The following is a 22,781-nucleotide window of genomic DNA, read 5'->3' on the forward strand; positions in this document are numbered from 1 at the left end:
AAACAAGGAGTTTTAGATGAGCAATATAGTGTGGCACCAGCATGCTGTCAGCAAACAGAGCCGTTCTGAATTGAAGGGGCAAAAGCCGCTGGTGATCTGGTTTACCGGGCTCTCCGGGGCCGGTAAGTCCACCCTGGCGGGGGCGCTAGAACAGGCGCTGGCTGCCGAGGGCAAGCACACCTATCTGCTGGATGGGGATAATGTGCGCCACGGCCTGTGTGGGGATCTTGGTTTTGATGATGCCGCCCGTCAGGAGAACATCCGCCGGGTCGGCGAGGTGGCGAAACTCATGGTGGATGCGGGCCTTATCGTGCTCACCGCCTTTATCTCGCCGTTTCGTGCCGAGCGTGAGCTTGTGCGCAATCTCTTGGGGCCGGACGAGTTTGTCGAAGTATTTGTCGATGCGCCACTCGCCGTCTGTGAAGAGCGTGACCCCAAGGGGCTCTACAAAAAGGCGCGAGCCGGCGAGATCCGTAATTTTACCGGTATCGACTCCGCCTACGAGGCGCCGGAAAACCCAGAAATCCATCTGCTTAATACCGGTAAATCGGTGGAGGTGCTGGTGGAGGAGTTGATTACTGCTCTAAGGCTGCGGGGGTTGATCGATTAAGATGTATTGTTTGGACGGATTATTGATAAACAAGGGGGCGTTTGCCCCCTGTTTATTTCCTGCCAACAATTCCCTTTGTTGTCAGTGGTTAATGGCTTAATAGAACGCGTTATATGACGCTCAAAAGGTGAAATGTCCTCTGACTAACGCCGCATTTTCGGCTGGTTTGGAACACAGCGAAAAACCAGTCCGACAGCATGCATTTGTTAGGCATTTAGGTGTCCAGCAGCTCAAGAGTGTCTGGGTCGACTCTTTCTGGATCAAAAGTGATGACATTACCTTCATCGTCATATACGACACCATCAACCTGCTTATTTCTCATACCCTCTTCAATAAGAATTTGCACTGCTTGAAAGTACTCTTTATTAGAACAGCCTAACTCCTTAGTAATTTTTCTATGAACTCCTGGCTTCCAAGGCTGAGGTGGAAGGAGGCTATCAACTTTCCGAACAAACTCAAAATAAACAATCACATTATCAGATCTATGGCGGTCTGCTATAGCAGGGGTAGAAGTATTAAAATCATTAGCCTTCTCTACACGGGAAATATCGGATATTGAGAATTCTTCCGCTGCTTCTTGGCACAGGTCTACATAATAACGTTTATTATTGATATTTTTGGATATTATATCTTCTTGGCGTCTTAGGCATATAAAGTCCCATGTTTCTTTCACCTCTTTATATGTATATTTTTCGATATCTAATTTTGATAACTCCACCACGGAAAAATCAAAGCTACCTAAAAGCCTTGATACGGTAATAAAGCTCACAACTTGTCTCCAGCGTTTAAGAAATCGCTCTCCCCCTGAGCCTCGCTTAGGACGAAAATCTTCTAAAACAAGATCTGTTATTTTAAGTACTGCTGCTATTACTGGATACACTGATAATGGTCTTTTGTCTGAAAAGACAGTGTTGTAAGCCTCATCAGAGCGCATGAAACGAGATCTCAAATTTGAGGCTTTTTGTGGTGACTTCAAGACAAGACTTACATAGCCTGAAGCAATATATAAAGGAGTTACAACTTTTGCTGAAGGATTCCCAAGATTATTATGGAAATTCTTTCTTCTTTCGTAAAAATAATCTGATCTTTCGAAAATATCTTCTATATCTCTTTGTATTTTATCTGTGGCGTGCAATGAAGCCATCTCAACATCCGTTTGGTTGTTTGTGGCGCGGATTATTGAGTCTCTTACATCATCATTTTGAGAAACAATAACTTTAATTAGAACAGATCTATTTTTATTATCTTTTCCTCCGGCTTCAAAATATCTAAATATTGATTCCGTTGTTTGTAATCCATTAACAATTTGAATGTCTTCTAGTTTAATACAGTCACCCACGAGACTTGCCGAAGTTGCAAGTATCGTCACTCCATTATTTAAGCACCAGAAGTCAGGAGACTCATCATCCTCAAGTGTATTCTTTATATCTTCATTAACTCTGTTTAGACCCATGAAGTCGCGAACGTTTGAGTCAAAAAGATATCTTCTTAAGCTTCCCTCGTCTGATACAAAACCATAATAGTCAGCTAAATTTGCTAGTAATACGTAACGTTCACCACTAGACAACACTTCAGTAAATGGAAGTTCGAGGCTAAAATTTGGTGTCTTTCGGTGGAGATTTACCAATTCAGTGGATCCGATAAACTGGAATTCAACCTTGCAGGCCCCAAAAAATTCTTTTGTCATGTTAGTAAGTTGATCTGACCTAGATGTGATTGACTCCCCTATCTGCGTTGTGTCACCTCTAGATGCATAAACGTATTGAATGTTGAAACCACTTAATTTTGGGGAAAGCTTTCTATACGCGAATTTTAAATTCTCCCTGAGCTTTATCACTTCTTCGGAATAGTCACCCTTAAAATGCTCTGCAGCTATGCTCAGGTCGAACAATTCAGACAAACTTGCAACTATATTATCTAAGGGAGCTTGTTTAAAAGTATCGTGATGTTTACAGGTTATAACCCATATCTCTAGCAATGCTCCTGACTTAGGCCATATAAATGATTCTACATCCTTAAGTAAGTGGCCATTTACAAAAATAAAAAAGCCATCGATCCCACCGTCATTTCGACCATCTATAGAACCGTAGGTTATTTCTTCACCGGAAAGATCATAGTTTTTAAGGATTTGCTCGAAGGCAAGATATTCAAATGCTTCGTCTCGCCTATTTGATGGAGTGTTGTTTTCGATTCGGTCGTCAATTATTCCATCAAGTAGCAACGCATCATTTCTTGCCATATTTAGTCCTTTTATCTTATTTAATCATGGTTCCTAACGTCTGCGTAACAGGTCGGTTTGGAGTGCTAGCAGAAAACCAGTCATCATTGACGCGTTTGTTAGAGTGCTAAAACCCAGCATGGTAGGCCTTACTTTTTTCAAGCAATGGAAAGTCCAATAACGGAATGCCATAGGAAAAACTAGGCTCTATCGATTCTCGCTTTGTTTTAGGGTTGAAATGTTGATGATCTGGTCCGAATGGTATATTAGGATGATCATCAGCTGAATCAATACGATGAACCTGCTTGTTGGCAGGATTAAACAGCATATAAGCGTAATCTGTTAGCGTGTTAAGTCGCAGCAGCCATGACCAACCGTCTTGCATTTTGAAGCGAATGTGCCAACCACGTTCTCTCTTTTCGGGTGGTTCAATTTGTGCATTCAAATTTGAGGCAATTATGTCTGCTAGAGGAACTACCAAATTATCAGGAATATGATCAAGCTTAATTAAGTCAGGAATATCAATGTTTAAGAAGAAGAGAGTGCCAAAAAACTTAAGTATGTATGGATGTTCACTTGCTTCTAATTGATGAACTTCACAAAGTGACATAGATAACATAACTGTACTATATTCACTTAGTGTAGTAGTAGCATGATGTCCAGCTGAAGCTCCGCAAACTGCACAACCATTTCCTTTTGTTACAAGTATTGCTTTATCGACAACTGTATTTGAGAGTCGGCCTTCCGCAAATTCAGTAGGGACAGAGTTAACTTTTAACTGGTGTGCCTTCCAGTTTTTGAATATTTCACGATACTCAACAGTATTCAAAATATCTAGCAATGAGGCTTCTGATTGAACGTTCCTCCATGAGCCTATATCCCATGGCTTATCTCTTCGAAGATCGTGATTTTTCGAAGGCTTGAATCTGTAAATTCTTGTATAACCACAGTCTTGGCTAGGGTAAAAAGCAGCCCACCCTCTACCTTCATTATTTAGCCAAAAGAGCTCATCGGCTTCTTTAATTAGTCTTTCCCAGTATTGAATCTTATGAGTCACCAACTCCAAAATGTGTTCCTTCCGTTTTGGAAAGTCCAGCATATTGATACTCATCATACATATGTAACTATCCATTACTTCGGCAGTCACTTCAGTGTCACTTAAAGACTCATAGTTCTTATCAATAGCTAGTAGTGGTATCTGCATACTTTCCCTAGTGTTCTAACGCCCCAATCACCGGGCTGGTGGAGCCATGCTGGTAGCAAAAGAGCGAAGCGACACCGCAAAAATTGCGTAACATAGCTGGCTCCGTGAGCATTGGCTTGTTATCTCCGATGTTGGGCTAAGAATCGTAGGTTGGTGCTGAACGAAGTGAAGCCCAACGTTTATTGCGAAACGTATCTGCAAATTTGTTTTACCGTTCGATCCACCCCATGTTTATCCCGCTCTGGTTGACGTGATAATGCTTGTCTGTTGGGCGTTGCTACGCTCTGCACCAACCTACAAAAACCACGCTACCGCCCCTGAATTTCAGCCTCCAGTCTGCTGCTTTTTACCTGCGATATGGCTCTGGCCTGGCTCATGGCTGACTCCGACTAAACGGTTGCCAAGCGGGTATGTTACCGAACGGGGCTGGGGAGGAAAGGGAGTGATAGGTGTTTTCTGCGCAAGATCAATAAATTAATAAGAATGGTGTGGCGATATGGCTGCTTAACAGTAGTGGTCTAGCAGAACAGTGGGTAAATCGGAAGGTGAAACCGTGAGTGTCGCCCTCTTGTTGGCGGGCATTAAAAAACCCTATGGGCCTGCGGGCCCATAGGGTTTTGCGGCAATTGCCAGCGGGGTGCTATCTGGCTTGGCGTACCGGCATGGCGTTCGGGACCGCTGCTGCATGTGCATGGCGGTTTTGGGTTGTCGGTGCCGGCTTCTGGAACTGGCGCACCAGCCGGTCAAGATCGCTCAACTGGTTTACCAGCTGGGTGATGCCGTGCACGGCGTGCTGGCTGCCTGTGCTGGAGTCATCGGCCAGGGTCTTGATGCTGAGCACGTTGCGATTGATCTCGGCGGTCACATGAGATTGCTCCTGTACCGCCTGGGCAATCTGGCCGCTGCCAGAGGCAACCTGCTGCAACATGCTGTTGATCTGCTGCAGTATGCTACCGGTCGCCGACGCCTTCTGCTGGCAGCTCTCCGAGAGTTGGCACCCCTTCTCCATTGCCTGCTCAGCATCCCCGGCGCTGGTTTGCAGCTCGGTGATCATCTTCTGGATTTCGCTGGTGGAGGCTTGGGTCTTGATGGCGAGCGAGCGGATTTCGTCGGCCACCACCGAGAATCCCCGACCCGCTTCACCGGCGCGGGCCGCTTCAATTGCCGCATTGAGCGCCAGCAGGTTGGTCTGATTGGCGATGTTGTTGATCACATCGAGAATGCCGTCGATATCGCGGCAGTGGCCAACCAGTTCGCTGATGACCGTTTTCGAGGTGGTCAGTTCGCTGTTCATGCCTGCCACGGCCGCCACTGTCTCGGCAACGCTGCTGTTGCCGTTCCTGAACAGGTCGGTCGTCTCGTCCAGCAGGCTGGAGGCGTCGCTGGAGCTTTGCGATACCTCGCGGATGGACTCCGACATCTCTGTGATGGCGGTGGCCACCTGATTGGTCTCGGCTTGCTGCTGTTGCAGGTTGTCGGTGATGGATTCGGCGTTGCGCAGATCCCCCTCTGCGGCCTGCAGTATTTGAGTGCAGGTTTGCTGGGTGCGGGCCAGTACGGCATTGAACTCGGCCTGATTCATCAGCATGGCGAGCTCGATGGCGGCGATATTATCGACCTTGTTGGTATAGAGCAGCTGCATCAACGGGTTGTCGAAGCGGCTGCGAGCCATCTTGTTAAGCTTGCCCAGACGGCGGGAGAGAGCATGGATAACCACAGCCGCGAGTGCCAGCGGTAGGGCTGCCAGCGTCAGTTGCCAGTTAATGCCCTGGCTGTAACCCAGGCCGAGCATGGTCGCCAGACTTAACAACAGGCAGAGGTTGATGGTCAGGGTATGGGAGAAGGTGGGCAGCCTGAGAGCCAGTGGAACCTTGTCATTGCGCAGGTCGGCATAGACGCCCTCGGCACGCTGTTTGAGCGCTTCGCTCGGCGCAGTACGTACCGATTGAAATTCGGCTATCCGTCCATTTGTGTCTTTGATCGGGGTGACAAAGGCGCTGACCCAGTAGTGGTCACCATTCTTGCAGCGGTTCTTGACCGGCCCCATCCAGCTCTTTCCCTCCTTGATGTGGAGCCACATATCTGCAAAGGCCTGTTTGGGCATATCCGGATGGCGCACCAGATTGTGATGTTGGCCTCGTAACTCGTCAGGGCTGAATCCTGCGATGTCACAGAATTCATCGTTGGCATAGGTAATGCGACTTTCCAGATCCGTGGTGGAGATCAGGTTCTGGTGGTCCGGATAGAGGCGTTCGCGCTGAGTAACGGGTTGGTTGACTCTCATGGAGCTGCTCCAGAATGGGGTTGTTAGGAAAGACGTATGGCTAGTGCAAGTGGCGCACCAAGGTGACACCTTTGGTGATGATTTTGTAAATAGAGGCTTTATCCGACCAAAATTGTCAGACTTTGCTGAGAGTCCGGATCATGGAGGGGTGATCAAACAGATCGATTCGCATTTCGAGAACCGATTTGGGAGCGACAGGGGGAATTTCGCAAGATGGGGCGACAGGCGTGTCACGACAAGAGGAGCCCGCCGAGGGCTCCCCTGGATTCAGGTGGTCGGTGTTGGCGAGAGGGGATCTTGTTCGGGCGGCGGGGGCAGCGTCATGGTCTCTATCTGCAGCCCCTGCACCAGCACGGTTTTCAAGTCCTGCAAGTACTCCTCCAGTGGCGACTCCTGCAGCAGATGGGCGAGTTCATTGCCCACAGGCGTCAGGCGGTAGTAGAGCAGGGTGATGTTGGCCTGCTTGCGTTGCAGGCGCCAGTGCTGGTTGCCGAAGGCCAGCTCCACCCCATCGGCGGGCAGCGGACCGGATTCCAGCTCCCCTCTGTGCAGCAAGCCCAGTTCGAACAGTTGCAACATGGCGTTGTAGGGGAGCCGGTATTTGCCAAGGCCAAGACGGGTCACCTTGGCGCGGGTGAGCAGGCTGGCACCCTTGTGCAACCCCAGCAGCAGACGCTGCTCATCGCTGCCCGCATAGTGGCAGGAGAGAGCGCAGACTCGCTGAAACAGCATGGCTTCGCGCTGGGTCATCTCTTTGAGGGTGGTCAGGGCGCGGATGGAGAAGCGGCCGGGAGTGGCGACCTCGATGGCGAAGATGCGGCCCCACAGCTGCTGCATGGGCACCATGCTGATGTCTTCCGCCAGTTGCAGGAAGCGGGTCAGCCAGTCGCTGTCCATCTCGCCGCCGGCAGCCGTCTCCTCACAGTGACGGGAGGCCATCACCATGATGGCTTCCAGGTTGCGCTGGCGAGCGGCCTGATCCGCAAGATGGCGAAAGGTGGCGCGTTGCTCGAAGGTGCTGTCGCTGTTGCGAGTGAGCATGCCATCGATGCCGCGGCTGCGGGCCAGGCGCAGGGTCTGCTCCTGGCTGCTCAGGATGGCACTCTCTTTCTTGGGCGGGGGCAGGTCAGCCATGCTGGCTCCGTGATCGCAAGGTTTGGCCTTGAATGTTACTCCAACCGGCATGGCGGGCAATCCCTCAGGCAGGGACTATGTCTGGATTTTTGCCCGTGACGGGACAAAAAATGGCCTCCGAATGGAGGCCATCTCGTGACTGACGTTATTGCAGGGCCGGGGTATGCGTCATGGTGGCCAGTGCCCGAACACCTTTCATGGCCAGTATCACTCTTCGTAGACGCTGACCTCGACCCCTTCCATGGAGTAGGAGGCGGTCGCCATTTCATGGCTTGAACTGATGGTGCGCATCTTGCCCTTCACCCAGATGGCGTCCCAGAGATCATCCACGGGGGCGCCCTTGGGATAGCTCACATAGATCACCTGATTGGTCGGGGGGGGCGGCACATGGATACAGGCGCCGAAGTAGGGCACCAGCAGGAAGGCGGTGATCTTCTTGGCATCTCCCTCCAGCGGCACCACGAACCCCGGAATACGCACATCCTGCTGATCCAGCTTCTGATTGACACCCCCCACAGGTTGAGGAACCGACATGGGATCTTCATGGTTGACCTGGGGCGGTGGCAGCAGCCTTTCCCCTTCCGGGATCAGCACATCCCAGTCGATGGTCTTGTAATCAGCGGCCACTGCCGGCAACACCAGCAGGCTGGCCAGCAGCGCCATTATTTTCCACTTCATCATCTGTCCTTCTGTTTGTCGCTCACTAGACCCGGATGCTCATGCCATCGCTCAGGCTGTAACGATAGGCGCGGGCCGCTGGCAGCAGACCGATCACCATGCCAGCCAGCCACACCAGCCCCAGCAGTTGCCATTCATAGGCGCTGGGCAGCCCCAGGCTCAATTGCAGGCCATAGTGGCTGAGCAACCAGGGAGTGGCAAGCCCTTGCCCCAGATAGAGCGCGGCTACCCCGACGGCTATGCCCGCTGTGGTGAGGGCCATCGCCTCCAGCGCCAGCAGCAGGAAGAGGTGGGCCGGACCCGCGCCGAGGGATCTCAATATGGCCAGCTCGCGCCGCCGCTCGTTGAGTCCCGCCAGCAGTGTGGTCAGCATGCCGATGAGGCCCGCCACCACCACAAATCCGGCGATCACCGAGAGCGCGGTTTCTGCCACGCTCATCAGGCTCCACAACTCCTGCAGGGCCGCCCCCGGCAGGATCGCCATCAGCGGCTCGCCTCTGTAGGTGTTGACGCTGCGCTGGAGCTGGAACGCCAGGATGCGATTGCTCAGCCCCACCATGAAGGCGGTAATGGTTTTAGGTGTCAGATCCTGCGCCAGTGCCTGCTCGGCGGTCACGTTCTTGCTGTGACGACCCGTATCCCAGCCGAGGTGGATGGCCTCGATACCGGCCAGCGGCACATGAATGGTGCGATCGATGGGGGTGCCTGTCGGTGCCAGTATTCCTACCACCTTGAACGGCAGGTTGTCATGCTGGCTGAAGGAGGTATTGCCGGCGCCGTGGGCGATGATGATGGATTGATCCAGCTGGTAGCCCAGCTTCTCTGCCACCTGGGCGCCGAGCACAGCCTCGAATGGCGTGTCGAACGGCCGCCCCTCCCGCAGTTGCAGCGACTGCTGCTGGCCGTACTTCAGATGAGTGAAGTAGTCGCCATTGGTACCGAGTACCCGAAAGCCCTTGTGGGAATCACCGAGGGAGAGGGGAATGGTCCAGGCCACGCCGGGTTTCTGCTTGATGGCTTGATAGGCATCCCAGCCTACGTTGTTGGTGGGATTGCCGATGCGAAATACCGAGTAGAGCAGCAGGTTCACCTGGCCGGAGCGGGCGCCGACGATAAGGTCTGTGCCAGATACCGTATTGGAAAAGCTCTCGCGGGCCTGGGTGCGCACCCGCTCCACCCCGAGCAGCAGGCTGACGCTGATGGCCACGGCCAGCAGCGTCAGCCCGGCGGTGAGACGACGGGCCCAGAGACTTTGCAGGGCAAGTTTCAGCACGTTAGCCTCCGGTTTTGTTGTTGCGATGCATCCGCGCATGCGGATCCCGCCGGGCGGGTGCCGTGGTGATGAATGGTCAGCATATGGCCCTCCGGTTGAGCTGTTGCAGGTTTTCAACCCGCGGGAAGAGAGGTTCGAGGTAGGGATCGTGACTGACGAAGATGAGGGTAGAACCCTGCTTGTCACACTCTTCGAACAAGAGCTTGATAAAGGCGGCCCGGTTGTCGGTATCCAGGGCCGAGGTGGGTTCATCGGCGATCACCAGCGGCGGCGAACCGATCAGCGCCCGTGCGGCGGCAACCCGTTGCTGTTGACCAATGCTGAGGGCGTGAACAGGGCGATGCAGTGCTTCGTCCGGCAGTTGCAGCTCTCCCAGCAGACGGCGTGCCTCCTGTTCGGGGCTGCCTTGCAGACGAGCCCGCTTCTCGGACGAGAAGGTGAGGGCGGCGGTGACGTTGTCCAGCACGGATAAAAATGGCAGCAGATTGAACTGCTGGAAGATATAACCCAGATTGGCCGCCCGGAAGTGGTCACGGGCACGGCCGGATAGCTGGGCCAATGGTTGGCCCAGCACCTCCAGGGTGCCGTGGTTGGCGGTCTGGATCCCGGCCAGCAAGCCGAGCAGGGTCGACTTGCCCGAGCCCGATGGACCCTTGATAAACACCCGCTCACCTTGGGATATGGTGAGGGCGGGCAGATCGAGTACAGGCTCGTGACCCGGCCAGGAAAAGGCCAGATCGCGGATCTCAACCACGGCTTTTTTCATGGGATTACCAGCTCAGCTTGTTGGCGGATGGGGTCAGCTCGGCCGCAGTCTGGCCGGTGGGCAAGATGCCCTGCACGCTCAGCTTTTCCAGGCTCGGGTAGACACTGAACAGGGTGGCTTCCAGGCCGGTCAGCTTGGCAGGTGTCTGGCAGGTGTAGGTGTACATGGCCCCCAGATCGGCGTGACCCGCCTCATCATGGTGGTGTTCATCGTGATCGCTGCCAGCCTTTTCATGGTCATGGTCATGGTCGTGATCTTCTTTGGCCGCCCGCAGCTCCTGGTGAGTCAAGGTGCAGCCAGCCGCCGGGTCTAAACGGAACAGAGCATCCGGCTGCTTGAGCTGAGCCATGGCCTTGGCGTATTGCGCCTTGTCTGCATCGCTCTTGGCTGCGTGCTCGAATCCGACCAGATCGGCGCCGGGTGCCTGGAACTCTATCATCAGCTGCTTGCCATCGAGCACCAGATTGAGGTGAGCGTGACCATGCTCGTGGGCACCGTGGCCGTGGCTTTCATGCTCGTCGTGGTTTGCTTGCACGCCAAAGGCGGCGGCTGCCAGTAATAAGGTGACTGCTTTCATCGTTAATCCTTGCGAAACAATTAATAAGAGGAATGTTCAGAGGGAAAGGCGATGAGGGGAGGAGGCGCGCGGATGCGGCAATGACCTGTGGTTCTGTACTGCGGGGTAGGGAAAGCGATGGGGGCGAGATGACCTGCGACAAAGAGTGGCTGTGGGACTGGCAGTGTCGGCGTCAGAGCAAGCTTGCCATCCAGATGGAGGGCGCAGAGGAGGCAGCTGTGATTGTGGTCCGGCAGGTCTGCTTCCAGCGGGTGTTGTGCCAGCGCCGGTTGTATCCACAACCAGCCCAGCAGCAACAACCCGATTTTCAGCTTGGAACGACCCATAGACCCTTATGAAAAGGCGCCGTCAGCGCCCCTTCTCTCTGATTCAGAGATGGGACTGGATGAGCCCCATCACGGTAGCAATATTGGTGGCATCGAGCTGGCCGTCTTTGGCGAACAGCACCTTGCCCTCTTTATCCAGCAGTATGATGGCCGAACTTTCCGGCGCGAGATCCCAGGCGTTGCGAGCCATGCCTTTGGCATCCAGTACCATGGCGGACCAGGGGAACTCTTTCTTGCTGTCTTCGGCACTGCTCTTCACAAAGCCGGAAGTACCCCAGATGGCGTCATTGCTGTTGATGATGGTGACGGTCTGGTACTTGTCGTGAGGCAGCTTGGCCGCTTTGATCGCCTCGATCATGGGGGCGTTCAGTTCCTTGGCACTGGAGCGACCCGCTATGTGCTGGATCAGAAAAACTTTGCCAGTCAGTACCTTGCTTTGCCAGGGTTGGTAGCTGACCTCTTTCTCTTTCAGCACCAGTTCACCCTTGTCGCTGATATTGACCAGCGGCACCTGGGCAGACTCCTTGATGTTGTGAGCCATGGCCAGGGTCGGCAGCAGCGCCAGAGTAAGTACGAGATGTTTCATCCTGATGACACTCCTTTTGTTATGTTATAACGATTTTTCACTTGAGGGAATGGGGCAGAACTCATCCTAAACTGATCGGATCTGTTTAAAAAGTGTTAAATAAACTCGCAAGGGCGTCGATGATGCCGCCCGTCAGCGCTGAGCTCGGCTGACAAAGGCGGCAAGGATGGCACGAAGTCGATAAAAATCAATTGGTTATCAACTGGTTTGATGAGTGTTGAACCTAGTACAAGGGTTCGCTGACCAACGGGATCTTGGCCATGGTCATCTGTTCGGCCAGCAGGGGCGAACCTGTCAGCAAGACGTGGCGCTGATTGCCGATCACCACCGTATCCCCTTTCAATCCACTGTCGGCCGTGATGGCCAGCCAGGCTGGCGAGACGCTGCCGATGCTGATATTCGGGTAGATGATGCTGAGCATGTATTGCGGTGCCAGCTCTGCCAGCAGGCTTGCCATAAGCAGTGCCTTCTCATCGCTGTCTGCCTTGTTGTTCTGCAATGCCTGCAGGGGCGGGGCGAAGTGATCCATCTGTTCCGGTGGCGTGGGTATACCGCTCAGCCACTCCTGCAACAGGCCGACGCTGGTGGCCAGATCCTTGGCGGAAAACTGTTTTGCCAGGGGTTTGAGATCCCCCTTGAACTGGTAGAACAACTGGGAGTAATTGGGGCGCACGCAGGGCAGCTTGCGGTTGGATGGATGAACGCAGGGCACGACCCGCATCTGGTAGAAGGCGTCGTCCTGATATTGCTGGTAAGCCTGCCAGAACAGGGTCGACTCCATGCTGTCGTCGCGCAGAGTGAAGGCCTGCTCCAGATTGCGAAACTTGGTGGCGGTCTCGGGACTGTTCTGATTGATGAGGTTGATGCTGTTATAAAGGCGCGGGCTTATGTAGGAGTAGAGTGTCTCCAGCGGATAGTTGAGGGCGGCATCGAGCAGGGTCATTTCGTGGCGGCTGACCGACATGATGCGTTCATTGGTATTCAGTTGCAGTCGCTTCTGTTGCCCGTCGGCAGATTGCCACTGCCAGCTCAGGTTGACCTCGCTTGCCCCGACCGTCGATGCGGCCACTAGACTCAACAACAGACCTTGTGCCAGTTTCATGATGGTGCATCCTGCTCGGGGTGATACTAAACAACTAGGTGAGCTGACCGGATTTGGATTGGTTTAGTTTTTGTGATCTGGGTAACAGTCTGATAAGGCTTTAAATTTAATTCTCGAAATAAGTCATACAGGAAACTGCCATGAAGCGAATTCCCATACTCTTGCTGCTGTTGGCCGCCTTGCCTGCGGCGGCGGGCCAGGTGATTGTCAACAAGGGCATGTCCATTGAGGATACCTTCGCGCTGCGAGACAAGCTGGCGCGGGAGCATGAATGGCAGGAGTGGCTGCGTTTCCAGCAGGCCATCAAGTGGCTGGAAGTATTGCCGGTCAATTGTGAGTTGATGAGTCAACCGGGCGGTGGTTATCGCTGTGGCAGCAACCATTACCGGCCCTATCAGCAGGATGGACGGGAGATTTACATCCAGGGCGATCCAGCCGGGGTGACGCCGGGTCAGCCTCCGTCGCATCCAATGAAGCAGGCGCCTTGAGGCCAGTGCTGTTCAGTCAAGACTGGGCAGATATTCTGCTTTATCTGAACGGCATCAAGGCATCGATGGCGGTGCCGTCATACCTCTTCAATGCTCGTGTTGCTATCTCTCGGCCAAGGGATATCACCTCAACCATTTCCACCTCTTGTTCAACCTATAAATGAAGCAAAGGCGCTATTGGCGCTTTGGCGCCTGACCTCTTTGGGGTGACTGGAGACGCCCTTGTTTGGGGCTGCATCATGGCTCTGGCTCAGGTTACACTGTGCCATCGTTGGGCGCAGAAAAAGCAAGATGAGCGACCCTGAGGAGGCCGGACAAGCGGCGTCCTCACGGCAGTATCCTTGGCCATGGCAGGAGACAGGATGAGCAAGAAATCGTTGGATTGGGGTATCGATCTCGGTGGTACCAAGTGCGAGTGTGTGGTGCTGGATGGCGACGAGGTGCTGCTGCGTCATCGCATCCCCACTGAACGTCAGGGCGGTTATCAGCATATGATCGGCCAGATCGCGAAACTGGTAGAGGAGTGCGCGGTCAAACTGGGTCAGCGCCCAACCATCATAGGCATGGGCACGCCCGGCGCACGTGATCCCCAGACCGGGGTAATGAAGAACTGCAATACCACCGAGCTCAACGGCAAGCCGTTCAAGGAAGATCTGGAACGCAGGCTCGGTGTTCCCGTGCTCATCGCCAACGACGCCAACTGCTTCGCCCTGGCGGAAACCCATCTCGGTGCGGTGCGCCAGCACCATCCCGATGCGAAGGTGGTGTTCGGCATCATAATGGGCACCGGTGTTGGCTCCGGTATCGTCATCAATGGCAGTATCTTGAATGGCCACCACGGCATCGCCGGTGAGTGGGGCCACAACGTGCTCTCCCCCGATGGCCCCGAGTGCTACTGTGGCAAGCGTGGCTGCGTCGAGACCCTCATCAGCGGCCCGGCGCTGGAGGCCTGGTATCAGGCCAAGACCAAGCGTCATCTGTCGCTGGCCCAGATTGCAGCGGCGACGGCTTATGATCATGTGGCCAAACTCACTATCGATCGCTTGCACTTGCTGTTCGGTCAGGCGCTGGCCAACGTGGTCAATATTCTCGATCCGGATGTCATCGTCATCGGTGGTGGCGTCGGCAATGTGCAGAGCCTCTACAGCGCAGGGCGCCAGACAATTTTGCCATTCCTCTTTAATCCCCGCTTCGCTACCCCCATTATTGCTCCAGCCCTGGGAGACAGCGCCGGTGTGTTCGGGGCCGCACTGCTGGCCCGTGGCGTATTCCATGACGCCCTGCTGTCGTGAATCATCCATCCGTTCGTCCCTTTGTCGCAGGTAAGGACACACTTTTTTCATGATCAAGATTGCCATCAATGGGTACGGGCGGATCGGCCGCAACGTGCTACGTGCTCTTTATGAAAGCGGGCGCGACAAGAACATCAAGATAGTTGCCATCAACGAGCTGGCGGCGCCTGAAGCCATGGTGCACCTCACGCGTTTTGACACCAGCCACGGTCGTTTCCGCTATCCGGTACAACTGGCGGGTCACAGCATGCTGGTGGGGGAGGATCTCATCTCCCTGTTTGCCGAGCGGGACCCCGCCAATCTGCCCTGGCGGGCGCTGGGGGTGGACGTGGTGCTCGATTGCACCGGCGTATTCGGCTCGCGTGCCGACGCCGAACTGCATCTGGGCGCGGGGGCGGGCAAGGTGCTCTTCTCCCATCCGGCGGATGCGGATGTGGATGCCACCATCGTCTACGGAGTGAACCATCAGGTGCTGACGGGAAGGGAGCGGATCGTCTCCAACGCTTCTTGCACTACCAATTGCGTGGTGCCCGTCATCGAAACATTGCATCGAGAATTCGAGATAAATTGTGGTACTATTACGACAATTCATTCGGCCATGCATGATCAGCAAGTCATCGATGCCTACCACAGCGACTTGCGTCGAACCCGTGCTGCCAGCCAGTCCATCATTCCGGTGGATACCAAGCTGGCAAAGGGGTTGGAGCGAATCCTCCCCCACTTCGCCGGCAAGTTCGAGGCGATCGCGGTACGGGTGCCGACCATCAACGTAACGGCAATGGATCTCAGTATTACTGTTCGTAAAAAAGTGACGGTTACTGACGTAAATCAAGCCCTGCAACGGGCATCCAGAGGTACATTAAGCGGTATTCTGGATTACACGGAGGAGCCATTGGTCTCCGTAGACTTCAATCATGATGCGCACTCCTGCATCATCGATGGTACCCAGACACGGGTAAGCGATGCCAACCTCGTCAAGATGTTGATGTGGTGCGATAACGAATGGGGCTTCGCCAACCGTATGCTGGATACCACCCGGGCCATGATGGCCGCAGGCTGAGAGCCTGAACGGGCGCAAGGTTACTGTTTTTAACATTACCTGAAAATATAGAGGACTGAATATGTCTGTTATCAAGATGACCGACCTGGATCTGGCGGGTAAACGCGTTCTGATCCGTGCTGACCTGAACGTACCGGTAAAAGACGGCAAGGTCACTTCCGACGCACGTATCGTGGCGACGCTGCCTACCATCAAGCTGGCTCTGGAAAAGGGCGCCAAGCTGATGATCACCTCCCACCTGGGTCGCCCGACCGAGGGTGAATACAACGAAGAGTTCTCCCTGGCTCCGGTTGTCAACTATCTGAAAGACGCTCTGTCCTGCCCGGTCCGCCTGGCCAAGGATTACCTGGATGGCGTAGAAGTCGCTGCCGGTGAGCTGGTCGTGCTGGAAAACTGCCGTTTCAACAAAGGCGAGAAGAAGAACACCGAAGAGCTGGCCAAAAAATACGCCGCCCTGTGTGACGTCTTTGTAATGGATGCGTTCGGTACTGCTCACCGCGCCGAAGGTTCTACCTACGGTGTGGCTCAATTTGCCCCGATCGCCTGTGCAGGCCCGCTGCTGGCCGGTGAGCTGGAAGCCCTGGGCAAAGCCATGCTCAAGCCCGAGCGCCCCATGGTTGCCATCGTTGGCGGTTCCAAGGTCTCTACCAAGCTGACCGTGCTGGAATCCCTCTCCAAGATCGCTGACCAGCTGGTGGTCGGTGGTGGCATCGCCAACACCTTCATCGCAGCTGCCGGTCACAACGTCGGCAAGTCCCTGTGTGAACACGACCTGCTCGACACCGCCAAGAAACTGGCCGCCGAGACCAACATTCCGGTCACCACAGACGTGGTCGTGGGTACCGAGTTCTCAGAAAGCACTCCGGCCACCATCAAGTCCGTCTCCGATGTGACCGACGGCGACATGATCTTCGACATCGGCCCTGACTCTGCCAAGGCCCTGGCCGACATCATCATGAACGCCAAGACCATTCTGTGGAACGGCCCGGTCGGCGTGTTCGAGTTCGACCAGTTCTCCGCAGGTACCAAGGTGATCGCCGAAGCCATCGCTGCTTCTCCGGCCTTCTCCATTGCTGGTGGTGGTGACACCCTGGCTGCTATCGACAAGTTCGGCATCGCCAACAAAGTCTCCTACATCTCCACTGGCGGCGGCGCCTTCCTGGAGTTCGTAGAAGGCAAGGTTCTGCCGGCTGTTGCGATGCTGGAACAGCGCGCCAAAGCCTAATTGACCCGGGACGGGGGGCAAAAGCCTCCCGTTTCGTTTATCATGTGGCCGCTGTGCCGGTTCATGATGAACCCCCCATTTTTTATTAACGGCATACGAGAACAGGACGATTAAACATGTCTAAGAAAATTTTCGACTTCGTAAAACCCGGCGTGATCACTGGTGATGACGTTCAGAAAGTGTTCGCCATCGCCAAAGAGAACGGCTTCGCTCTGCCAGCTGTAAACTGCGTTGGTACCGACTCCGTCAACGCCGTACTGGAAGCTGCTGCCAAGGTCAAAGCGCCGGTTATCGTTCAGTTCTCCAACGGTGGTGCCGTGTTCACCGCCGGCAAGGGTCTGAAGCTGGAAGGCCAGCAAGCCGCCATCATCGGTGCCATCTCTGGTGCCAAGCATGTTCACGCCGTTGCCGAAGCCTACGGTGTACCTGTCATCCTGCACACCGACCACGCTGCCAAGAAGCTGCTGCCGTGGATCGACGGTCTGCTGGAAGCAGGCGAGAAGCACTTTGCTGAAACCGGCAAGCCGCTGTTTTCCTCCCACATGCTGGATCTGTCCGAAGAGTCTCTGGAAGAGAACATCGACATCTGCTGCGAGTACCTGACCCGCATGGCCAAGATGAACATGACTCTGGAGCTGGAACTGGGTTGCACCGGTGGCGAAGAAGACGGTGTGGACAACAGCCACATGGATCAATCCGCCCTGTACACCCAGCCGGAAGACGTGGCTTACGCCTACGAGCGTCTGTCCAAGATCAGCCCGCGTTTCACCATCGCTGCCTCCTTCGGCAACGTACACGGTGTATACAAGCCGGGTAACGTCAAGCTGACCCCGTCCATCCTGGACGCTTCCCAGAAATTCGTTTCCGAGAAGTTTGGTCTGCCTGCCAAGTCTCTGGACTTCGTATTCCACGGTGGTTCAGGTTCCACTCTGGAAGAGATCCGCGAGTCCATCTCCTACGGCGTAGTGAAGATGAACATCGACACCGACACCCAGTGGGCTACTTGGGAAGGTCTGCTGCACTTCTACAAGACCAACGAAGCTTACCTGCAAGGTCAGCTGGGCAACCCGGAAGGCGCTGACAAGCCGAACAAGAAGTTCTACGATCCGCGCGTATGGCTGCGTGCCGGTCAGACTTCCATGATCGCCCGTCTGGAGAAAGCCTTCTCCGACCTGAACGCCATCAACGTACTGTAATTCGTTACCGTATCTTGATTGCATGCAAAGGCGCCCTTCGGGGCGCCTTTTGTATTTGTGGGTTGCGGTCATCAGCCCCACGGCGTGACCGAAGCAAAAGGTATCCCCCGGGATGCCTTTTGCATTTCTGTGATCCTCATGGACTGGATTGGTGGCGGGGGGCTGGGTATTATCGATGACAGGTCGTTTATTTTAGTAAACACATGGTCACCAAGGCGGGATGCTGAGTATGCAGGCAGGAAAGTTCAACGGATATCAGGAACATGTGGCCTCCTATTATGCGGCCACCCGCAACGACAATCAGCAGTGGCCAGAACTTGGCGGTGAGCTGAATGTCGATGTCTGCATCATTGGTGGCGGTTTTACCGGCCTCAATACCGCCATCAACCTGGCACAGGCGGGCTACAAGGTGGCCCTGCTGGAGGCAAACCGCATCGGCTGGGGGGCGTCCGGTCGCAACGGCGGCCAGCTCATTCGCGGCATAGGCCACGATACCAGCCAGTTCGCCCGCTGTATCGGCGAGCAGGGAGTACGTGAGCTGGATCTGATGGGGTTGGAGGCGGTACAGCTGGTGCGAGAGCGCATCGAGCATTTCAACATCGACTGCGATCTCACCTGGGGTTACTGCGACCTCGCTACCCGTCAGCGCCATCTTGCCGGATTTGAGGAAGAGGCGGCACATCTGGCCAGCCTGGGTTATCAGCACGAGATCAAGCTGGTGCCACGGGAGGAGATCCACTCGGTGGTGGGGTCGGATCGCTATATTGGCGGCATGATTGACATGGGCTCGGGTCACCTGCATCCCCTCAATCTGGCGCTGGGTGAGGCGCGCGCCGCGGCCAGCCTGGGTGTCGCTCTGTTCGAGCACTCCCGAGTGGCCCATATCGACTATGGCAAGCGGGTGCAGATCACCACGGCCCGTGGCCGGGTGAGTGCCGATTATCTGGTGATAGGTTGCAACGCCTACCTCAATGATCTCAATCCCGAATTGGGGGGCAGGGTGCTACCGGCGGGCTCTTACATTCTCGCCACTGAGGTGCTGGAGAAGCGGCTGCGCCAGCGCTTGTTGCCGCAGAATATGGCGGTGTGCGATCAGAACGTGGCGCTCGACTACTATCGCCTCTCCGCCGATGGTCGCCTGTTGTTTGGTGGTGCCTGCAACTACTCGGGAAGGGACCCGCGAGACATCAAGGCCTTCATGTTGCCCAAGCTGCTGAGAGTCTTTCCCGAGTTGGCGGGGACGGCCATCGAGTTTCAGTGGGGCGGCATGATAGGGATAGGGGCCAATCGCTTGCCACAGATCGGCCGCTTGCAGGATCATCCCAACGTTTTCTATGCCCAGGCCTATTCCGGTCATGGCCTCAACGCCACACACATGGCGGCCAAGCTGGTGGCAGAGGCGATCCGCGGCGAGAGCCGGGGCTTCGATCTGTTCAGTAGCGTGCCCCACATGACCTTCCCCGGTGGCCCGGCGTTGCGCTCCCCCCTGCTGGCGCTCGGCATGCTGTGGCACCGGATGAAGGATCTGTTGTAAAGGGCAAGCGCAAGCAGCCCGAAGGGGGCGGGTGGGGAGGCGTTATTGAGCAGGTTCGGCCAGACGCCAGCCCTGTTCGGTTTTCATCATCCAGACGTCGGTCTCTTGCTGCAGCACCTGACCGGCCTCGAATTCGCCATATTTGCGCTCCAGCTCCATCAGTCCCATCTCTTGCTGGAAGGGACCAACCCTGTCATAGACCAGGTCCTCGTCGTGCAGTACCTGCAACTGATCCAGCCCCAGTTTGAAATGGAGCTGGTAGCTCACCTTGATCAGATAGACGCCCTCCATCCGCTCTTCTTTGCCGAGAATGGCAAAGTCACTGATCTCGAACAGATTGTCGTCTGTGTCAGACTGGAGTTTGGCGGTGACCTGATGCTGGATTGCCTCTTCACCGGGTCCTGCGTAACAACCATATAGCCAGAGGGCCAGCAGGGGGATGAACCACTTTTTCATCAAAACTCCGGACAAGTGCAAAACGGGAGGGCAGATTGTGCCACGCCAACGTGCGGTGGCAAACCTCGGCTCACGGTTCCAGAGTGCGTTCCAGCACTATGGCCTCGGCCCGATAGACAGCCAGCTCGCGGCGATAGCACTCGGTGAACCCTCTGCGCAGCCAAAAGGATAAGGCGGCCTCATTGCTGGCAATCACCGACAGGCGCAGCCGGGTTGCCCCCCAGGTGCGCGCCATCATGCAGGCGTGGAGATAAAACGCCTGACCCCGGCCGTTACCTTGCCAGGGTTCGCCCACCAGCAACAGACCCAGATAAGCGGTGGCAGGATCGGGATAGCCGCGCAGCAGATCGACCACTGCGGTGAGTTCCCCATCTTCCCAGCGACCGATGAGATGTTTGTCAGAGAGCGACAGGTTGGGCGGACATGCCACTAGCGCTTCCTCCGCAGCTCGCGCGGAGAGGGGCTCATGACTCACGGCCGCCTGATAGGCAGGGGCAAGTTCGAACAGACGCTGCAAGGCTGGACCATCGGTTGCCAGCAGCCGACGCAACTCAGTTTGCATCGCGCACCCTATCGAGGTGTCCGGCAAATGCTTCCGGCCCCATAAAGCCGGTCACCCGCTGGCCACTCACTTCTTGGCCGGCACTGTCGAAGAAGATCAGGGTCGGCAGCCCCAGCACGTTCAGGCCGTTGAGCAGCTCCACATCGGCATCGTCGTTGGCGGTGACGTCCGCCTGCAACAGCACCATCTGGCCGAAGCGCTCACGCACGGCGGGATCGCTGAAGGTCTTGTGCTCGAACTCCTTGCAGGCCACGCACCAGTCGGCGTAGAGGTCCAGTAGCACAGGTTTGCCGCGGGCGGCGGCGAGTTGCGTCTTGAGGTCATCCAGGGTCTTGATGCGGATAAATTGGGGCGCCTGGGTATCGGCGCTGGCCTTGACGCCGGGCACGGGCAGCAGCAGATCCTTGCCCACCACAACGGCGCTGATCATCGCCAGCAGCAGCACGAAGCCGCCGAGACTCTTGCCGACCGAGTGGGCGCGATGCTGGTTGTGGTGATAGAGATAGCCGCACAGCACCAATCCCCAACCCAGCCAGGCCAGGGTGGCCATCTGATCGCTCCACAGCCGTGACAGCAGCAGTATAGGTACCGCCAGCAGTGCAAAACCAAAGAGTTGCTTGATCACATCCATCCAGGCGCCGGCCCTGGGCAGCAACTTGCCGCCCGAGGTGCCGAGCAGCAGCAACGGCAGTCCCATCCCGAGCGACAGGGCATAGAGGGCTGCACCGCCGAGCCAGAGATCGCCGCTTTGAGCCACGTAAATCAGGGCGCCGGAGAGCGGGGCCGTGGTGCAGGGGGAGCAGACCAGGCCGGAGATCATCCCCATGATGCCGACCCCGAGCACTGAGCCGCCCTGCTGGCGGTTGGAGAGGCCGGACAGCCGGGTTTGCAGGCTGCTCGGTAGCTGCAGGGTGTAGAGCCCGAACATGGAGAGCGCCAGCAGCACGAACATGACGGAGAGCCCGATCAGAACGTAGGGGTGTTGCAGTGCCGCCTGAAATTTCAGGCCCGCCGATGCCACCACCAGCCCGAGCAGGGTATAGGTCACCGCCATTCCCTGCACATAGACGAAGGAGAGCAGGAAGGCGCGACGGGTGGAAAGATGATGGCCCGCACCAGCTATGATGCCGGTCAAAATGGGGTACATGGGGAAGACGCAGGGAGTGAAGGCGAGGCCGAGCCCCAGCGCAAAGAAGGCGGCTATGCTGAGCCAGAATCCCTGGCTGCCAAGGGCGGCGGCCAGCTGATCCTGCTGGCTGCTGGCCGTGGTGTCGGCGGCTTCATCCATGCTGGCCTGCGCGACATCGCTGGCGACAATGGGCAGCACCGTAATCTGCTTGTCGGTGGGCGGGTAGCAGAGGCCGTCGGTACAGCCCTGATAGCTGACGGTGAGGCTGGCCTGCTGGCCCACTTCGGTCAGGGTGACGGGGATCTGCACCTCCCGGTAGTAGACTCGGGTCTTGCCGAAGAAGTCATCCTGATGCTCGTCACCTGCGGGCAAGACGGGTTCACTGAAGGCGAGGTTCTCGCCCTTGAAGCGGAAGCTGTGGCGGTAGAGATAGTAGTCATCGGCGATGCGCAGGGTCAGCAGCAACTGCTTGCCCTGCTGTTCACTCTCAAGCACGAAGGCGTCGTCGACTTTCAGAAACTTGGGTTGGGCGTTGGCCTCGATGCCGAGAGCACTCAGCAGACTGTCACTGCCGGCCTGAACCGGCGTCGCACTCAGGGTGGACAGCAGCAGGGCGGAGAGCACAAGCAGGGGGGAGAGCAGGCGAGACAGTGTCATGAGGTTTCCTGTGTTAACCAGTCGAGATAGGGCTGATGGCCCTGGCTTGTCGGGAGTGCCAGGAGCTCCGGCACCTCATAGGGGTGATGGCTGAGGATGCATTGGCGCAAGAGTTCGAACAGCGAGGCCCGCGACTTGATGATGAGCTGGATCTCCCGTGCCCGTTCGATCTGCCCCTGCCAGCGATAGACGGAGGTGAGACCGGGCAGCTGATTGATGCAGGCCGCCAGCCGCTGGTTCAGCAGTTGTTCGCTGATGAGGTCGGCACTGGCCTCATCCGGGCAGGTGCAAAGCACCAGAATGGTATCTGTCATGGTGAAATTTCTCGTCCGTTCGAGGCGGCACGGCGCCTTTAAACCAGTGGCTACTATACCTAGCGACGGGGTAAATAGCATCTGACGGGCTTTATCGGCTCGACATGAAA

General features: G+C 55.9%; 22 protein-coding genes. 7 read left to right on the plus strand and 15 right to left on the minus strand.

Annotated elements, in window-relative coordinates:
- The first annotated feature begins 16 nt into the window (after positions 1-16).
- Positions 17-610: an adenylyl-sulfate kinase gene (gene cysC, locus GWQ29_RS14070; RefSeq protein WP_275919673.1), complete on the plus strand. Its 594-nt coding sequence runs from the start codon at positions 17-19 to the stop codon at positions 608-610.
- 214 nt (positions 611-824) lie between these two features.
- Here the strand turns inward: cysC and GWQ29_RS14075 are convergent, their stop codons facing one another.
- The 11 genes from GWQ29_RS14075 to GWQ29_RS14125 all read right to left on the minus strand — a co-directional run bounded on the left by GWQ29_RS14075 (position 825) and on the right by GWQ29_RS14125 (position 12,758).
- Positions 825-2,849, minus strand: a complete 2,025-nt coding sequence (locus GWQ29_RS14075) for an AIPR family protein (protein ID WP_275919674.1) — start codon at positions 2,847-2,849, stop codon at positions 825-827.
- Between the two features lie 106 nt (positions 2,850-2,955).
- The gene (locus tag GWQ29_RS14080; protein WP_275919675.1) at positions 2,956-4,032 is read right to left on the minus strand and encodes a hypothetical protein; all 1,077 of its coding nucleotides are present in this window, start codon (positions 4,030-4,032) and stop codon (positions 2,956-2,958) included.
- 640 nt (positions 4,033-4,672) lie between these two features.
- Positions 4,673-6,316: a PAS domain-containing methyl-accepting chemotaxis protein gene (locus GWQ29_RS14085; protein ID WP_275919676.1), complete on the minus strand. Its 1,644-nt coding sequence runs from the start codon at positions 6,314-6,316 to the stop codon at positions 4,673-4,675.
- A gap of 267 nt (positions 6,317-6,583) precedes the next feature.
- Positions 6,584-7,450 (minus strand): TIGR03899 family protein, encoded by an 867-nt coding sequence (locus GWQ29_RS14090; RefSeq protein WP_275919677.1) that lies wholly within the window; start codon positions 7,448-7,450, stop codon positions 6,584-6,586.
- Positions 7,451-7,657: 207 nt separating this feature from the next.
- On the minus strand, positions 7,658-8,131 hold the full coding sequence (locus GWQ29_RS14095) for a DUF3299 domain-containing protein (RefSeq protein WP_011899071.1): 474 nt from the start codon (positions 8,129-8,131) through the stop codon (positions 7,658-7,660).
- A gap of 22 nt (positions 8,132-8,153) precedes the next feature.
- Entirely contained in the window at positions 8,154-9,401 is a 1,248-nt protein-coding gene (locus GWQ29_RS14100; RefSeq protein WP_131729999.1) for an ABC transporter permease, read from the minus strand.
- Between the two features lie 76 nt (positions 9,402-9,477).
- Positions 9,478-10,167: an ABC transporter ATP-binding protein gene (locus GWQ29_RS14105; RefSeq protein WP_005318793.1), complete on the minus strand. Its 690-nt coding sequence runs from the start codon at positions 10,165-10,167 to the stop codon at positions 9,478-9,480.
- A gap of 4 nt (positions 10,168-10,171) precedes the next feature.
- Complete coding sequence (locus GWQ29_RS14110) at positions 10,172-10,744, minus strand: DUF2796 domain-containing protein (RefSeq protein WP_275919678.1); 573 nt, start codon at positions 10,742-10,744, stop codon at positions 10,172-10,174.
- 20 nt (positions 10,745-10,764) lie between these two features.
- On the minus strand, positions 10,765-11,070 hold the full coding sequence (locus tag GWQ29_RS14115; RefSeq protein WP_125608714.1) for a hypothetical protein: 306 nt from the start codon (positions 11,068-11,070) through the stop codon (positions 10,765-10,767).
- 43 nt (positions 11,071-11,113) lie between these two features.
- Positions 11,114-11,656, minus strand: a complete 543-nt coding sequence (locus GWQ29_RS14120) for a YtfJ family protein (protein WP_005318797.1) — start codon at positions 11,654-11,656, stop codon at positions 11,114-11,116.
- Positions 11,657-11,879: 223 nt separating this feature from the next.
- The gene (locus tag GWQ29_RS14125) at positions 11,880-12,758 is read right to left on the minus strand and encodes a hypothetical protein (RefSeq protein ID WP_265462571.1); all 879 of its coding nucleotides are present in this window, start codon (positions 12,756-12,758) and stop codon (positions 11,880-11,882) included.
- 140 nt (positions 12,759-12,898) lie between these two features.
- Here GWQ29_RS14125 and GWQ29_RS14130 point away from each other — a divergent pair, with 140 nt between their 5' ends.
- The 6 genes from GWQ29_RS14130 (at position 12,899) to GWQ29_RS14155 (ending at position 19,553) form a co-directional block, all read left to right on the plus strand.
- Positions 12,899-13,246 (plus strand): hypothetical protein, encoded by a 348-nt coding sequence (locus GWQ29_RS14130; RefSeq protein WP_275919679.1) that lies wholly within the window; start codon positions 12,899-12,901, stop codon positions 13,244-13,246.
- 362 nt (positions 13,247-13,608) lie between these two features.
- Positions 13,609-14,538: an ROK family protein gene (locus GWQ29_RS14135; protein WP_096119068.1), complete on the plus strand. Its 930-nt coding sequence runs from the start codon at positions 13,609-13,611 to the stop codon at positions 14,536-14,538.
- Between the two features lie 49 nt (positions 14,539-14,587).
- Positions 14,588-15,598, plus strand: a complete 1,011-nt coding sequence (epd, locus tag GWQ29_RS14140; RefSeq protein WP_021139185.1) for an erythrose-4-phosphate dehydrogenase — start codon at positions 14,588-14,590, stop codon at positions 15,596-15,598.
- Between the two features lie 61 nt (positions 15,599-15,659).
- Positions 15,660-16,823 (plus strand): phosphoglycerate kinase, encoded by a 1,164-nt coding sequence (locus GWQ29_RS14145; RefSeq protein ID WP_275919680.1) that lies wholly within the window; start codon positions 15,660-15,662, stop codon positions 16,821-16,823.
- A gap of 116 nt (positions 16,824-16,939) precedes the next feature.
- Positions 16,940-18,019, plus strand: a complete 1,080-nt coding sequence (gene fbaA / locus GWQ29_RS14150) for a class II fructose-bisphosphate aldolase (protein ID WP_005318811.1) — start codon at positions 16,940-16,942, stop codon at positions 18,017-18,019.
- A 229-nt stretch (positions 18,020-18,248) separates the two neighbouring features.
- Positions 18,249-19,553, plus strand: coding sequence for an FAD-binding oxidoreductase (locus GWQ29_RS14155; RefSeq protein WP_125608711.1), 1,305 nt, complete (start codon positions 18,249-18,251; stop codon positions 19,551-19,553).
- Between the two features lie 42 nt (positions 19,554-19,595).
- Here GWQ29_RS14155 and GWQ29_RS14160 read toward each other — a convergent pair whose 3' ends face one another.
- The 4 genes from GWQ29_RS14160 to cutA form a co-directional block, all read right to left on the minus strand.
- Positions 19,596-20,009, minus strand: a complete 414-nt coding sequence (locus tag GWQ29_RS14160; protein WP_059112841.1) for a hypothetical protein — start codon at positions 20,007-20,009, stop codon at positions 19,596-19,598.
- 70 nt (positions 20,010-20,079) lie between these two features.
- Positions 20,080-20,571 carry a GNAT family N-acetyltransferase gene (locus GWQ29_RS14165; RefSeq protein WP_099994300.1) on the minus strand — a complete coding sequence of 164 codons (492 nt, stop codon included), beginning with the start codon at positions 20,569-20,571 and terminating at the stop codon, positions 20,080-20,082.
- Positions 20,561-22,357, minus strand: coding sequence for a protein-disulfide reductase DsbD (locus GWQ29_RS14170; RefSeq protein WP_275919681.1), 1,797 nt, complete (start codon positions 22,355-22,357; stop codon positions 20,561-20,563). The genes GWQ29_RS14165 and GWQ29_RS14170 overlap by 11 nt, the downstream gene beginning before the upstream one ends.
- Positions 22,354-22,671, minus strand: a complete 318-nt coding sequence (gene cutA, locus GWQ29_RS14175; protein WP_275919682.1) for a divalent-cation tolerance protein CutA — start codon at positions 22,669-22,671, stop codon at positions 22,354-22,356. Before cutA ends, GWQ29_RS14170 begins: the two co-directional genes overlap by 4 nt.
- Positions 22,672-22,781 lie beyond the last annotated feature (110 nt).

The organism is Aeromonas sp. 2HA2 (assembly GCF_029237345.1).
GTDB lineage: Bacteria > Pseudomonadota > Gammaproteobacteria > Enterobacterales > Aeromonadaceae > Aeromonas > Aeromonas salmonicida.